Annotated in this window: 12 protein-coding genes; 4 read left to right on the top strand and 8 right to left on the bottom strand. The window is 71.6% G+C overall.

The window, feature by feature from the left end; all coding sequences use genetic code 11:
- Window positions 1-219 precede the first annotated feature (219 nt).
- From ACGFYN_RS06325 to ACGFYN_RS06315, 3 genes are read right to left on the bottom strand one after another with little or no spacing between them, the layout of a single operon-like run.
- A complete protein-coding gene (locus ACGFYN_RS06325) occupies window positions 220-681 on the bottom strand; it encodes an NUDIX hydrolase (RefSeq protein ID WP_393864588.1) in 462 nt (153 codons plus the stop codon).
- A gap of 9 nt (window positions 682-690) precedes the next feature.
- Window positions 691-1581 carry a pyridoxamine 5'-phosphate oxidase family protein gene (locus ACGFYN_RS06320; protein ID WP_393864587.1) on the bottom strand — a complete coding sequence of 297 codons (891 nt, stop codon included), beginning with the start codon at window positions 1579-1581 and terminating at the stop codon, window positions 691-693.
- Entirely contained in the window at window positions 1581-2024 is a 444-nt protein-coding gene (locus tag ACGFYN_RS06315; RefSeq protein ID WP_393864586.1) for a VOC family protein, read from the bottom strand. The genes ACGFYN_RS06320 and ACGFYN_RS06315 overlap by 1 nt, the downstream gene beginning before the upstream one ends.
- Before the next feature lie 107 nt (window positions 2025-2131).
- Between ACGFYN_RS06315 and ACGFYN_RS06310 the strand changes: the two genes are divergently transcribed.
- Together ACGFYN_RS06310 and ACGFYN_RS06305 are read left to right on the top strand one after the other, a co-directional pair.
- The gene (locus ACGFYN_RS06310; protein WP_393864585.1) at window positions 2132-2671 is read left to right on the top strand and encodes a CGNR zinc finger domain-containing protein; all 540 of its coding nucleotides are present in this window, start codon (window positions 2132-2134) and stop codon (window positions 2669-2671) included.
- Window positions 2672-2834: 163 nt separating this feature from the next.
- Window positions 2835-6134: a S8 family serine peptidase gene (locus tag ACGFYN_RS06305; RefSeq protein WP_393864584.1), complete on the top strand. Its 3300-nt coding sequence runs from the start codon at window positions 2835-2837 to the stop codon at window positions 6132-6134.
- Window positions 6135-6183: 49 nt separating this feature from the next.
- Here ACGFYN_RS06305 and ACGFYN_RS06300 read toward each other — a convergent pair whose 3' ends face one another.
- Entirely contained in the window at window positions 6184-6900 is a 717-nt protein-coding gene (locus ACGFYN_RS06300; protein WP_393864583.1) for a hypothetical protein, read from the bottom strand.
- A gap of 2 nt (window positions 6901-6902) precedes the next feature.
- Window positions 6903-7424, bottom strand: coding sequence for a sigma-70 family RNA polymerase sigma factor (locus tag ACGFYN_RS06295; RefSeq protein WP_393864582.1), 522 nt, complete (start codon window positions 7422-7424; stop codon window positions 6903-6905).
- A 224-nt stretch (window positions 7425-7648) separates the two neighbouring features.
- Between ACGFYN_RS06295 and ACGFYN_RS06290 the strand changes: the two genes are divergently transcribed.
- Window positions 7649-8665 carry an aspartate-semialdehyde dehydrogenase gene (locus ACGFYN_RS06290; RefSeq protein ID WP_393864581.1) on the top strand — a complete coding sequence of 339 codons (1017 nt, stop codon included), beginning with the start codon at window positions 7649-7651 and terminating at the stop codon, window positions 8663-8665.
- Window positions 8666-8676: 11 nt separating this feature from the next.
- Here the strand turns inward: ACGFYN_RS06290 and ACGFYN_RS06285 are convergent, their stop codons facing one another.
- The gene (locus ACGFYN_RS06285; RefSeq protein ID WP_393864580.1) at window positions 8677-9150 is read right to left on the bottom strand and encodes a DUF1203 domain-containing protein; all 474 of its coding nucleotides are present in this window, start codon (window positions 9148-9150) and stop codon (window positions 8677-8679) included.
- Window positions 9151-9296: 146 nt separating this feature from the next.
- On the opposite strand from ACGFYN_RS06285, the gene pepN reads away from it, so the two are divergent.
- Complete coding sequence (gene pepN / locus ACGFYN_RS06280; protein WP_393864579.1) at window positions 9297-11867, top strand: aminopeptidase N; 2571 nt, start codon at window positions 9297-9299, stop codon at window positions 11865-11867.
- Between the two features lie 104 nt (window positions 11868-11971).
- Here pepN and ACGFYN_RS06275 read toward each other — a convergent pair whose 3' ends face one another.
- Both ACGFYN_RS06275 and ACGFYN_RS06270 read right to left on the bottom strand, forming a co-directional pair.
- Window positions 11972-12730, bottom strand: a complete 759-nt coding sequence (locus ACGFYN_RS06275) for an SDR family NAD(P)-dependent oxidoreductase (RefSeq protein ID WP_393864866.1) — start codon at window positions 12728-12730, stop codon at window positions 11972-11974.
- 78 nt (window positions 12731-12808) lie between these two features.
- Window positions 12809-14131 (bottom strand): sigma-70 family RNA polymerase sigma factor, encoded by a 1323-nt coding sequence (locus tag ACGFYN_RS06270; RefSeq protein ID WP_393864578.1) that lies wholly within the window; start codon window positions 14129-14131, stop codon window positions 12809-12811.
- Window positions 14132-14186: the final 55 nt, after the last annotated feature.

Genomic DNA, 14186 nt, shown 5'->3' with positions numbered 1-14186 from the left:
CGATCGCTGTCGCGAACATTCCCGCTCGCTCTGGATGCTTGGCACCGGGAATGACCTGCGCGTGAACGAGACGGCAACGCGCAACACCGATCACCGTACGTGGATCTTGGCCCACCCGGCACGCCCCCGACCGCTCGTCGCGCGGCCGGGGGGCGGTCACTCCGTGTTCATCTTTCGGGGTACACAAGGCAGTTCACGGCCTTGTGGAAGTGGCCTCCGTCACTCTTCGGCCGTTGCCGTCACCCGTCCCGTCACCGGCCGCTCCCGCCACAGCCTCAGTCCGACGTCGACCAGGCCGACGCGGTTCAGCGTGCTGACCTCCGTGAGGGGGTGCCAGGCCGCCATGTCCGTGGAGCCGCCGATCTCGGGGCGGAGGACGCCTGCGGTCACGCGGGCCTCGTAGACGAGGCGCAGCCCCTGGTGGTCGACCTTGCGGCCGAAGCGGCGGGAGGCGGTGCGGCTGATCGAGTTCACGCCGAGCAGGCCGGTGATCTCGACGAGGTAGCCGGTCTCCTCCTCCACCTCGCGGAGCACGGTGTCGTAGGGATCCTCACCGTGCTCCATTCCGCCGCCGGGCAGGGTCCACTCGGGGCGGCCCTCGTCGTCGAGCCAGCGGGCCAGCAGGATCTTCTCGTCACGGATGCACATGGCGTAGGCCGCCACCCTCAATTTTCGGCGCACACAAGGAAGTTAGTGCGCCCGGGTGGGATTGGCAGGCGAGTATTCCGGCGCCGACCAGCGCAGCGGGACCGCGGACGGCGTCCGGACGGCTTCCGTCACCACGAACCGCACCCGCAGCTCCCCGTCCTCGCCGCCCTCCGTCCGTGCCTCGCCCGTCAGTTGCAGCACCGTGCCCGTCTGCCAGTCGAGGAACAGCAGGCCCGCCCGCGGGTCGGAGGCGATGTTGCCCAGGGTCAGGAACATGGAGTTGCCCGGGTAGTCCCGCCAGCTCAGCTCGTGCGGTGAACCGGCCCGTACGAAGCCGGGGTTGCCGCCCTTGTGGCTCACCTCGACCCGCCCCTCGTGGACGGTCGCGACGAAGAAGGTGTCGGCCGTCTCGATGAACTCCCGCTGGAGGCAGGAGAGTTCGCCGCTTCTTGCGGTCCGGCCGGGAGCGGGGCCCGCCACCACCTCGTACGACTCCCTGCGCTGGATGTACTTGGGGCAGTTCGCGAACACCCGTTCCGCCGTCACCGCGAAGCCCCGCGCCGTCGGGCGGAGGCGGCCGTTGAGGCGCATCCGGCGGCGGGTGCGCGGGTCGAGGGCGATGGTGGCCACCTGGGTGCCCTCGGTCGCGAGCGCCGCCGCGAGGGGGTCCGCCGGGAGGACGCCGCCCGTCACCGACATCTGGAGCGGGCCCGTCGCACGGACGAAGCCGGGCGGACCGGCCAGCGGCGACGCCCAGACCGCACCCGTCGACGGGTCGGCCGCGCCCAGCACCAGCAGCGGCTGGAGCTCCAGGAAGGCGGCCGCAACCGGCTTGATCCCCTCGCCGATCGCCCGGCCCACGTGATCGGCGCTCTCGCGCACGCCGGCCCGGTCCTGAAGCGCCCGCGACCCCGCGTGATAGACGCCCGTCATCAGAAGAATCCGCAGGTCGGGGCCGCCTCGTGGGGCGCGGGAGCGCCGTTTGCGCCGCTCGGCACCGAGATCTCCAGGCGGGTGCCGTCCGGGTCGTGGAAGAAGATGCCGCCCGACGCCGCGCCCTCGCGGTGGGCCACCACGCCCTCGTACGCGAAGTCGGCGCCGTACGCCCGCAGCGCCTCCTCGTACTCCCTGATCCGTTCGATCGACTCCGCCTCCAGGGCCAGATGGTGCAGGCCCGCGCGGCCGCCGTCATACGGCTGCCCCGCCTGCTGCCAGAGGGTGAGGACGAGCCGCTCGCCGTCACCGAGGAACGCGTACCGCCGGTCCTCCTCCTTGCCCTCGCCGACGAGGACGAAGCCCAGGACGTCGCGGTAGAAGGCGAGCGAGCGGTCGAGGTCGGTGACGTTCAGGCCGATGTGGCCGGTGTTCAGGGTCATGGGTCTCCCCCAGTCCGTTGTAACCGTCGTACTCAAACTTAGCGGTTATAATCGAAGAACGTCAACCGGTCACGTACTCTTCAGTGGTTAGCCCGGAAGGAGCCCCCATGTCCGCCACCGACCCGCGCCCCCTCACCGGCGAGCCCCTCGCGCTCGACCTGCTCAACACGCGCTGGAACAAGGAGGGGGTCACGCAGGATCTGCTCGACGACCTCGACGGGCTCACCGTGTGGCTCGCGGCGAACGGGCTCGACGGGCGGTTCACGGCCGACGAGGCGACCCTGCGGCACACGCTGGCGGCCCGCGACGCCCTGAAGAAGGCCGTGGACGGATCACTCGCACAGGGGGCGGACGCCGTCGACGCCGTCCTCGCGCACGGGCGCATCCGGGCCACGCTCACCACCGGCGGCCCCGGCGAGGTGCCCGAGTTCGTCGACCCGTCCTGGGGCCCGGCCTGGCTCGCCGCGCGCGGCTACCTGGAGCTGCTCTCCGCCGCCCCCGACCGCATCCGCGCCTGCTCGGGGCACGCGTGCATCCTGCACTTCTTCGACACGTCGCGGAACGGCACCCGCCGCTGGTGCTCGATGGCGGCCTGCGGAAACCGGGCGAAGGCGTCCCGGCACTACGCCCGCTCCAAAGAATCCTGAACCGCCGCACCATTTGGTGCTATTGGGGACTCATCCAGCTAAAGGGCATCGGGGGTTTTCCCCATACCTGCCCCTCGTTTCGGTCAACACTTCCCAAACAACTGTCCCTTGGGTAAAGCTGTGCGCTCGTCCGGCACAGGAACTTCACGTACGAGGGATGCCGATGACCCACCCCCAGCGCGATCCGATATCCGGCGCGAGACGCGTGGCCCGCATAGCCGTGGCCGCCGGTCTGGTAGCCGCGCTCTCCGCGGCCGGCCCGATACCCATGGCCTTCTCCGCCGACGGTCCGTCCGCCGCCACGCCCGCGGACGCCACCGTCAAGTCCGCGCAGGACAAGCTCGGTTCGGACGACGCGGACCTGCTCGCCGAGGCTCAGGCCGAAGGCGCCAAGAACGTCACGATGATGATCGCCACCGCGCCGGGGCAGACCGAGCAGGTCGCCGGCAAGCTGGACGCGGTCAAGGGCGGCTCGGTGGGCCGCACCTACGACAAGCTCGGCTACGTCCGCGCCACCGTCCCGACCTCGAAGGCGGAGTCGGCCATCGCCGCCGCCGCGAAGCTCTCCTCCGTGCACGGCATCGACCTGCGCAAGGAGATACCGCTGGACGACCCGAGCGCCAAGAGCGCCGCCAAGTCCGCCTCCACCACGAAGACTTATCCGGCGCCGGGCAGGAACACCCCTGCCGAGAACCCCTACAACCCGTCCTTCGAGACGGGCGCCGTCGACTTCGTGAAGGAGCACCCGAAGTCCGACGGCCGCGGTGTCACCATCGGCATCCTCGACTCGGGCGTCGACCTCGGCCACCCGGCCCTGCAGAAGACCACCACCGGCGAGCGGAAGATCGTCGACTGGGTGACGGCGACCGACCCGATCGTCGACGGCGACGCCACCTGGCGGCCGATGGTGACCCCGGTCTCCGGCCCCAGCTTCACCTACGGCGGCCGGACCTGGACGGCGCCGGCCGGCTCGTACGAGGTCAGCACGTTCAGCGAGTCCGCCACCGCGGGCGGCGACGCCAAGGGCGACGCGAACCGCGACGGTGACACGACGGACAAGTGGGGCGTCCTCTACGACCCCGCCGCCGGGACCGTCCGCGTCGACCTCGACAACAACTACGACTTCGGCGACGACGAGCCGATGAAGCCGTACAAGGACGGGTACCAGGTCGGCTACTTCGGCACCGACGACCCGAAGACCGACGTCGTGGAGCGCCAGCCGTTCGTCGTGCAGATCCGCAAGGACGTGCCGATGGACCCCTACGGCGGCGACTGGGTCGGCAAGAAGGCCGACTTCGTCAACATCGGCGTCATCGAGTCCGAGCACGGCACGCACGTCGCCGGCATCACCTCCGCCCACGGCCTGTTCGGCGGGAAGATGAACGGTGCGGCCCCGGGCGCGAAGATCGTCTCCTCCCGTGCCTGCACCTGGACCGGCGGCTGCACCAACGTCGCGCTCACCGAGGGCATGATCGACCTCGTCGTCAACCGCGGTGTCGACATCGTCAACATGTCGATCGGCGGCCTGCCGGCACTCAACGACGGCAACAACGCGCGCTCCGAGCTGTACACGCGCCTCATCGACACCTACGGCGTGCAGCTGGTCATCTCGGCCGGCAACTCCGGCCCGGGCGCGAACACCATCGGCGACCCCGGCCTCGCCGACAAGGTGATCTCCGTCGGCGCGACCATCTCCAAGCAGACCTGGGCGTCCAACTACGGCTCCGCCGTGGAGAAGAAGTACGCGATGATGCCCTTCTCCTCGCGCGGCCCGCGTGAGGACGGCGGCTTCACGCCGACCCTGTCCGCGCCGGGTGCCTCGATCAACTCCACGCAGACCTGGCTGCCGGGCTCCCCGGTCGCCGAGGCGGGCTACCCGCTGCCGGCCGGCTACTCCATGCTGCAGGGCACCTCGATGGCCTCCCCGCAGGCCACGGGCGCGTCCGCGCTGCTGCTGAGCGCCGCCGAGCAGAAGCACATCGACTTGAAGCCGGCCACCCTGCGCACGGCCCTGACCTCGACCGCCGACCACGTCAAGGGTGTTCAGGCGTACGAGGAGGGCGCGGGCCTGATCGACATCGTCGACGCCTGGGACGCGATCCGCGACGGCGCCTCCGCGCACGAGTACACGGTGAAGGCGCCGGTCGACACCGCGATCGACTTCGCACTGAAGACGCCGGGCTTCGGCACCGGCCTCTACGACCGCGAGGGCGGCCTCAAGGCCGGGCAGAAGAAGACGTACGACGTCACCGTCACCCGCACCTCCGGCCCGGACAAGGCGATCCGGCACGAGCTGCACTTCGCGAACAACGCCGGTGACACCTTCCGCATCGTCGGCTCCGACGAGGTGAGGCTGCCGCTGAACCAGCCCGTCACCGTCAAGGTGCAGGCGGGCCCGCGGTCCGCGGGCCTCAAGAGCGCGATCCTCGAGGTCGACGACCCGAGGACGGAGGGGGTCGACAAGCAGATCCTCACCACCGTGGTGGTCTCGACGCCGGTGAAGTACACCTACTCCGCGTCGAACACGGTGCAGCGCAACAGCACGCAGTCGTACTTCCTGACCGTGCCCGAGGGCGCCAAGGCGCTGGAGGTCGCGATCGGCGGGCTCAAGGACAAGAGCCAGACCCGCTTCATCTCGATCCACCCCTACGGCGTACCGGTCGAGGACACGGGCACCCCGTACTGCTACAGCAACTACCCGAACACCAACGGCTGCAAGCCCGACGTGCGTTCGTACGCGGACCCGCAGCCCGGCGTCTGGGAGATCGAGGTCGAGTCGCGCCGCACCTCGCCGCTGCTCGACAACCCCTACAAGCTGGACGCCGCCGTCTACGGCGCGGCCTTCGACCCGGAGACCGTGACGGTCCCCGAGGCCAAGGTCGGCACCCCGGCCGCCGTCTCCTGGAAGGCGACCAACGCGTTCGCCGCCCTCGACGGCCACCTGGTCGGCGGCCCGCTCGGCTCCGCCAAGTCGGCCCGCCCGTCCATCAAGGAGGGTGACACCCGGACCACCACGGTCGAGGTGCCCGCGGGCGCCAAGTCGCTGGACGTCGCCATCGGCAACGTCTCGGACACCGCCGCCGACCTCGACCTGACGGTCAAGAACGCGGCCGGCACGGTGGTCGGCCAGTCCGCCGACGGCGACTCGGAGGAGGCGGTCTCCATCGCCTCGCCCGCCGCCGGCACGTACACGATCGAGGTCGCGGGCTACTCGGTACCGTCCGGCTCCACGGCGTACGACTACCGGGACGTCTTCTTCTCCTCCTCGCTCGGCACCGTCAGCGTCGACGAGTCGGCGCCGGTCAAGCTCGGTACGGGCGACTCGGCGACCGTCTCCGGCAGCGTCACCGCCGCGGCTGCCGCCCCGGAGGGCCGTGAGTTCTTCGGCCGGGTCCAGCTGGTGAACGCGCGCGGCACGGTCGCGGGCCTCGGCAGCGTGCAGATCGAGAAGGTCACGCCGTAGTCCTGACCACGGCAACGGGGCGGGCGTCCGTACGGGCGCCCGCCCTTTCTCATTCGCCGCAGCGCAGGGCGGCCGCGCCGGGGAGCGCCCGGACGAGCCCGGCGCGCTCGCGCGTGATCTCCTGCGCGCCGACGACCACACGGTCCGCGATCGCCGAGTGCTCCGGCAGGGCCACCAGGATGCGGTCGCCCTTGTGCAGGCCCTTGTCGACGAGGCCCTGGTCGAGCACGAAGACCACCTCCTTCGCGCTCTTCGCCGGCTTGTACGGGCGGGTCACGTGCAGGGTGATCCGCTCCTGCCCGGTGACCGCGGGCACCGGCTGCACGTCCGTGACGTCACCCTCCGCGATCAGACGCATGCAGGCCAGGTAGCCGGGGCTCGCGAGGGAGGCGCCGTCCGCGGCCGGCGACGGCGCCGCCTTCGCGTCGCTGCTCGCGGAGTCCGCGGAACCGCCGTCCTGCGCCATCAGCCACCCCATCCCCGCCAGCATCCCGCCGACGGCGGCCACGGTGACGGCGGCGAAGGCGAACCTGCGCGCCCGGTGCCGGTCCCGGGGCGCCCGTACGGGAGCGGGCTCCGGCCGGGGCGGCGCCTCGGCGGCCAGCGCGTCCCCGATGAGCGCGAGCTGCTCCCGGAGCAGCGCCAGGTCGGCCCCGGCCTCGCGGTACCCGGTCATGAAGGCGGCGTCCGCGCGGGCCTCCCCGGACAGGTCCTCGCCGGTGAGCGCGGCCATGAGCGCGTCGGCGCCGTTGTGTTCCGTGGCCATGTTCACACCACCTCGTCCTCGTGCAGGCGGGCGCGCAGGGCCCGTACCGCCGTGTGCAGCCGGCTCTTGACCGTGCCCTCCGGGACGCCGAGCTCCTCGGCTATCGAGCGGACCGGCAGGTCGGCGTAGAAGCGCAGGACGACGACCTGGCGCTGGGCGTCGGGCAGCTCGTCGAGGCCCTGGGCGACGGCGAGCGAGAGCACGCTGGTGTCCTCGCCCGAGGGGTGCTCCAGCTGCCGCAGCGAGGCCAGCCGCTCGCCGATCCGCTCCTGGCGGCGCTTGGCGCGGTGCCAGTCCATGGCCAGGTTGGAGGCGACGACGGCCGCCCACGCGGAGACGTCGCGCGGCGCCTCGTACCCCTTGGCCGCCCGCTCCAGCAGCCGCAGCCGCACCTGCTGCACCCCGTCCGGCAGGTCCGCCTGCGGCACCCCGCCCAGCGCGAGCACCGCCCGCACCCGGCGTTCCTGAGCCGTGTCCAGAGGATCGTCGCCCTCCGGCGCACGGCGGGCCTTGCTGCGCAGCACAAGCCACCCCCCTCACCGCGTTTCCTCTACGACGTCGCAGCGCACGGAAACGTTCGGCGCACGCAGGAGAACTTGTCCAGAGGCGGACGTCACACCCCCGGGCGTTCCACTCCTCGAGCATGGAGTGCAAAGAATTGGACAGGCGGACCCGGGTCGGCCGCATCATGGAAACGCCGCAGACACGCAGAAGCCGCACCAGGCATGAACACGCAGAGGGAGTCACCGTGAGGGTCGGAATCGTCGGAGCCACCGGTCAGGTCGGCACGGTCATGCGCAGGATCCTCAAGGAGCGGAACTTCCCGGTCACCGAGCTGCGGCTGTTCGCCTCGGCCCGCTCGGCGGGGACCGAGCTGGACGGCGTGACGGTGGAGGACGCGTCGAGCGCCGACTACTCCGGCCTGGACATCGTCCTGTTCTCCGCGGGCGGCGCGACCTCGAAGGCGCTGGCCGAAAAGGTCGCCTCGCAGGGCCCGGTCGTGATCGACAACTCCTCCGCCTGGCGCAAGGACCCCGAGGTCCCGCTGGTCGTCTCCGAGGTGAACCCGCACGCGATCGCGAACCGCCCCAAGGGCATCATCGCCAACCCGAACTGCACGACGATGGCCGCGATGCCGGTCCTGAAGGCGCTGCACGCCGAGGCGGGCCTGGAGGCGCTGATCGTCGCCACGTACCAGGCGGTGTCCGGTTCGGGGCTCGCGGGCGTGGCGGAGCTGCACGGCCAGGCGCAGAAGGTCGTCGCCGACGCGGACAAGCTGACGCACGACGGCGGGGCGGTCGACTTCCCGGAGCCCGGCGTCTACAAGCGCCCCATCGCCTTCAACGTGCTGCCGCTGGCCGGCAACCTCGTCGACGACGGCCTGAACGAGACCGACGAGGAGCAGAAGCTCCGCAACGAGTCCCGCAAGATCCTGGAGATCCCCGGGCTGAAGGTCTCCGGCACCTGCGTGCGCGTCCCGGTCTTCTCCGGCCACTCCCTCCAGGTCAACGCCCGCTTCGCCCGCCCGATCTCCCCGGAGCGCGCGACGGAGCTGCTGAAGGACGCCCCCGGCGTCGAGCTCTCCGACATCCCGACCCCCCTCCAGGCCGCCGGCCAGGACCCCTCCTACGTCGGCCGCATCCGCCGCGACGAGACCGTCGACAACGGCCTCGCCCTGTTCATCAGCAACGACAACCTCCGCAAGGGCGCGGCCCTGAACGCGGTACAGATCGCGGAGCTGGTGGCGGCGGAGCTGAAGGGCTGACGCGGCGGGGGTCAGGCCCGCCTGACCTCGTAGAGGAAACAGCCGTACTCGACGGCCCGGACGTGGAGCAGTGCCACGGTCGGGTCGTCGAACGCGTTCTTGAAGGCGTCGTCGTCCGGGGCGGCGACCAGGGCGCCGCCCAGGATGTGGCCGTCGGCGGAGTAGCGGCGGACCGTGCGGTGGGCGCCCGTGAAGGGGTAGCCGGCGCCGCCGTCCGGGCCCGGGCAGTCGTCCGCGTGGACGAAGACGGGGCCCTGCTCGTCGTAGGCACCCGGCCGGGCGCCCGTCTCGGCGGCCCAGCGGCGCAGCGGCGCGTACGACACGAGGGCGATCCGCTCCCCCGCCTCGCTGCGGCGCAGGCAGCAGCGCAGCGGGGCGCCTCCCTCGTCGTCGGTGAAGGGGGCCGCGGGGCGGCCCGCGTCGTCGGCGGTGCGCAGTTCCTTGAGGACGGACGGGGCGATGGGTCGTGCCGTGTAGGTCGTCATACGTCCAGGCTGGCGCGGGCGCCGCAGGATGACCGGCGGGAAACGGACGTGACCCTGCTCGGGGGATACGAGGGATAGCCCTCGGTTCACGCGCCCCGCCACATGGAAGGATGGCGCAACCGACACATTGACGAGGAGATGACCCGGTGCCTGGCACAAACCTGACCCGCGAAGAGGCGCAGCAGCGGGCGAAGCTGCTCACCGTTGACTCGTACGAGATCGATCTGGACCTCTCCGGCGCGCAGGAGGGCGGCACCTACCGGTCCGTGACCACGGTGCGCTTCGCGGTGGCCGAGTCCGGCGCCGAGTCCTTCATCGACCTGGTGGCCCCGGCCGTCCACGAGGTGACACTCAACGGCGACGCGCTCGACCCGGCGGAGGTCTTCGCCGACTCCCGCATCGCCCTTCCGGAGCTGCTCGAGGGCACCAACGTCCTGCGGGTCGTCGCCGACTGCGCCTACACCAACACCGGCGAGGGCCTGCACCGCTTCGTCGACCCGGTCGACGAACAGGCCTACCTCTACACCCAGTTCGAGGTCCCGGACGCCCGCCGCGTCTTCGCCTCCTTCGAGCAGCCGGACCTGAAGGCGACCTTCCAATTCACCGTGAAGGCGCCGACCGGCTGGACCGTCGTCTCCAACTCCCCGACGCCCGAGCCCAAGGACGACGTCTGGGAGTTCGCGCCGACCCCGCGGATCTCCAGCTACATCACCGCGCTGATCGTCGGCCCGTACCACTCCGTCCACAGCGCGTACGAGAAGGACGGGCAGAGCGTCCCGCTGGGCATCTACTGCCGCCCCTCCCTCGCGGAGTACCTGGACTCGGACGCGATCTTCGAGGTCACCCGGCAGGGCTTCGAGTGGTTCCAGGAGAAGTTCGACTACGCGTACCCGTTCGAGAAGTACGACCAGCTCTTCGTGCCGGAGTTCAACGCCGGCGCGATGGAGAACGCGGGCGCGGTCACCATCCGCGACCAGTACGTCTTCCGCTCCAAGGTGACGGACGCGTCCTACGAGCTGCGCGCCGAGACCATCCTGCACGAGCTGGCCCACATGTGGTTCGGCGACCTGGTCACCATGGAGTGGTGGAACGACCTGTGGCTGAACGAGTCGTTCGCCACCTACACGTCCATCGCGTGCCAGGCGCACCACCCCGGCTCGCGCTGGCCGCATTCGTGGACCACCTTCGCCAACTCCATGAAGACGTGGGCCTACCGGCAGGACCAGCTGCCCTCCACGCACCCGATCATGGCCGAGATCAACGACCTCGACGACGTGCTCGTCAACTTCGACGGCATCACCTACGCCAAGGGCGCCTCGGTCCTCAAGCAGCTCGTCGCCTACGTCGGCATGGACGAGTTCTTCGCGGGCGTGCAGGCCTACTTCAAGCGCCACGCCTTCGGCAACACGCGGTTGTCGGACCTGCTCGGCGCGCTGGAGGAGACCTCCGGCCGCGACCTGAAGACCTGGTCGAAGAAGTGGCTCCGGACGGCGGGCATCAACGTGCTGCGCCCGGAGATCGAGACGGACGCCGACGGGGTGATCACCTCATTCGCCATCCGCCAGGAGGCCCCGGCGCTCCCCGCCGGCGCGAAGGGCGAGCCCACGCTGCGCCCGCACCGCATCGCCGTCGGCCTGTACGAGCTCGACGCCGACAGCGGCAAGCTGGTCCGTGACGACCGCATCGAGCTGGACGTCGACGGCGAGCTGACCGCAGTGCCGCAGCTGGCCGGCCGGCGCCGCCCGGCCGTCGTGCTGCTCAACGACGACGACCTGTCGTACGCCAAGGTCCGCCTGGACGAGCAGTCGCTGGCCTTCGTCACCGAGCACCTCGGCGACTTCGAGTCCTCGCTGCCGCGCGCCCTGTGCTGGGCCTCGGCCTGGGACATGACCCGCGACGCGGAGCTCGCCACCCGCGACTACCTCTCGCTGGTCCTGTCGGGCGTCGGCAAGGAGTCCGACATCGGCGTCGTGCAGTCGCTGCACCGCCAGGTCAAGCTCGCGATCGACCTGTACGCGGACCCGTCCGCCCGCGAGGCCCTGCTCACCCGCTGGACCGACGCCACGCTGGCGCATCTGCGCGCGGCCGCGGCGGGCAGCGACCACCAGCTCGCCTGGGCGCGGGCGTTCGCGGTCACGGCCCGTACGCCTGAGCAGCTGGACCTGCTGGAGGCGCTGCTGGACGGCTCGCAGACGATCGAGGGCCTGGCCGTCGACACCGAGCTGCGCTGGGCGCTCGTGCATCGGCTCGCGGCGGTCGGCCGCTACGACGAGACGGAGATCGCCGGCGAGTACGAGCGGGACCGTACGGCCGCCGGTGAACGGCACGCGGCCGGCGCTCGCGCCGCCCGCCCGACCGCGGAGGCGAAGGCGGAGGTGTGGGCCTCGGTCGTCGAGTCCGACAAGCTGCCGAACGCCGTCCAGGAGGCCGTCATCGGCGGCTTCGTCCAGACCGACCAGCGTGAGCTGCTCGCGCCGTACGCCGAGAAGTACTTCGAGGTCGTCAAGGGCCTCTGGGACTCCCGCTCGCACGAGATCGCCCAGCAGATCGCGATCGGCCTCTACCCGGCGGTCCAGGTCTCCCAGGAGACGCTGGACCGGACGGACGCCTGGCTGGCCTCCGCCGAGCCCGGCGCGGCCCTGCGCCGCCTGGTCTCCGAGTCCCGCTCGGGCGTGGAGCGCGCGTTGAGGGCGCAGGCGGCGGACGCGCAGGCGTAGTCGCCCGTACGAGAAAGGGCGCCCGGTGCTGCACCGGGCGCCCTTTCTCGTTCGCGCGGTCCGCGTTCCCGCGGTCGGCGTTCCCGCGATCGACGCTCCCGCGGTCAGCGCGCGATCATGCCGCCGGTGACGTTGACGAACGTGCCGGTGATGCCGGCCGCGTGGTCGGAGGCGAGGAACACGGCCGCGGCCGCGACGTCGGCGAGCGTGGGGTTGCGGCGCGTCATCCGCATCCCGGCCAGGCCCGCGACGATGCCCTCGACAGCCGCCTCGTCGATCGCCGGGTTCACCGCGGAGAGCTTCTCGACGGTGAACGTCTCGGGCACCCCGGCAGCCCACAGCCCCACGGCCCGCACGCCGCGCGGCCCGCACTCCACCGCGAGGTTGCGCACCAGCGTGTCGATCGCGCCGTCGGCCGGGCCGGTGCCGCCCATCATCGGACTGCCGTGCGCGGAGCCGCTGTTGAGGGTGAGGATCACTCCGCAGCCGCGCTCGGCCATCCGGCGGGCGGCGCCGCGCGCGGTGATGAAGTTGGCACGGACGCCGTTGACCACGGGCCGCATGAAGTCGTCCACGGGCATGTCGGTGAGCGGGGCGCCCTGCACATCGCCGCGCGTGACGAGGTTGAAGGAGATGTCGACGTCGCCGGCCTGGTCCAGATGCTTCTCCACGGCCGCCTCGTCGAGGGCGTCCACGACGGCCACGTCGGCGTTCCCGATGTCCGCGGCCACCGCCTCCAGGGTCTTCCGGGTGCGCCCGACGAGGTGCACCCGGGCACCCTCGGCGGCGAAGGCGCGGGCGACCGCACCGCCGATGGAGCCGCCGGCGCCGTACACGATCGCGGTCTTGTCGGTGAGCTGCATGATGATCTCCTTGAGAGGTGTTCCGTACGAGGTGCTCATACAGACGCACGCTGTCGCGGACGCTCATCGGCCGGCCGTTCACAGCCGCAGCGGCAGCCCGAACGCGGGGAAGAGGTGCGGCTCGAAGGACGTGATCTCCACGACGCGGTCCTCGGCGTCGAAGCGCAGGACGTCCAGGACCTGGGCGCGGTAGACGTTCGTGCCGGGCCTGCGGACGTAACCCCCGGCCGCGAGCCGGCCGTTGGCGCGGGCGGGCAGGTGGCGCCAGTGGCCGAGGAACATCGGTGACGCCGGGTCGAGCGTGGGGCGCAGGAACTCCAGGAGGGCGTCCCGGCCCGCGAACCAGAACGGGTTCGGCGGCATGGTGAGCCGGACGTCCTTGCTGAGCAGCTCGGTCATCGCGGCGAAGTCGAGTCCCTCGGCGGCCGCCATGTACCGCTGCAGGGCGGCGCGTTGGGCCTCCGTCGGCTCCGTGGCGGTCCAGTCGGCGCGCTGCCGGGGCAGGTGGTCGCGCAGGGTGGGCCGGGCCCGTTGCAGGGCGCTGTTGGCCGAGGCCACGGTCAGGCCGAGGGCCTCGGCGGTCTCGGCGGCGGTCAGGCCCAGCACGTCCCGCAGGACCAGCACGGCCCGCTGGCGGGGCGGCAGGTGCTGGAGGGCGGCGAGGAAGACCAGCTCCAGCGTCTCGCGGGAGACGGCGGCGGCCTCCGGCTGCTCCTCCGCCGAGGGCAGCTGGTCGTCGGGGTAGGGCTGGAGCCAGGTGAGGCGGTCGGGGGCCTCGCCGGTGCCGTGGTTCATGCCGGCGACCGGCTCGTAGCGCTGCGGGCGGCGGGCGGTGCGGCGCTGGAAGTCCAGGCAGGCGTTGGTGGCGATGCGGTACAGCCAGGTGCGGGCGCCGGCCCGCCCCTCGAAGGCCTCCCGGGCCCGCCAGGCCCGCAGGAACGTCTCCTGCACGAGGTCCTCGGCGTCGTCGTAGGAGCCGGTCATGCGGTAGCAGTGGACCTGGATCTCGCGGCGGTGGGACTCGGTGAGGACGGCGAAGTCGGACTCGGTGAGCAGGGACTCGGCGGCGCCGGGGTGTTCCGTCACGGGGCCCGGCATGACGGATTCCTTCGCCGTGTCCCGGGCCAGCCGCGCCACCCGTCTGAGCCGTGCGACCGACGACGACAGGTCGGTCACGCCCGAGTACAGGACGGAGGGCGGCTGCGGCGCCAGCTCCTTCACCTGCCGGGCGATGTCCTCGATCAGACCGTCCACCCCGGCCGCTCCGGGCTCCTCGGAACCCTGCCGCCTGCGGTACGCCTTCTGCCGGCACGCCGGCGAGCAGTACAGGGAGCTGCGGCCGGTGCGGCCGGCTCGGGCGGGCAGGGGTTTTCCGCAGCTGGCACAGACGTCGGCGACCACGGGCACCTCCGGGAATCCGGGAGCGACGTCCCGGGGAATTGCGTCACGCGGGGAC

Origin of the sequence: Streptomyces sp. NPDC048419 (assembly GCF_043200415.1) — a bacterium.
Taxonomy (GTDB): domain Bacteria; phylum Actinomycetota; class Actinomycetes; order Streptomycetales; family Streptomycetaceae; genus Streptomyces.
This window is presented reverse-complemented; position numbering and strand designations above follow the sequence as displayed.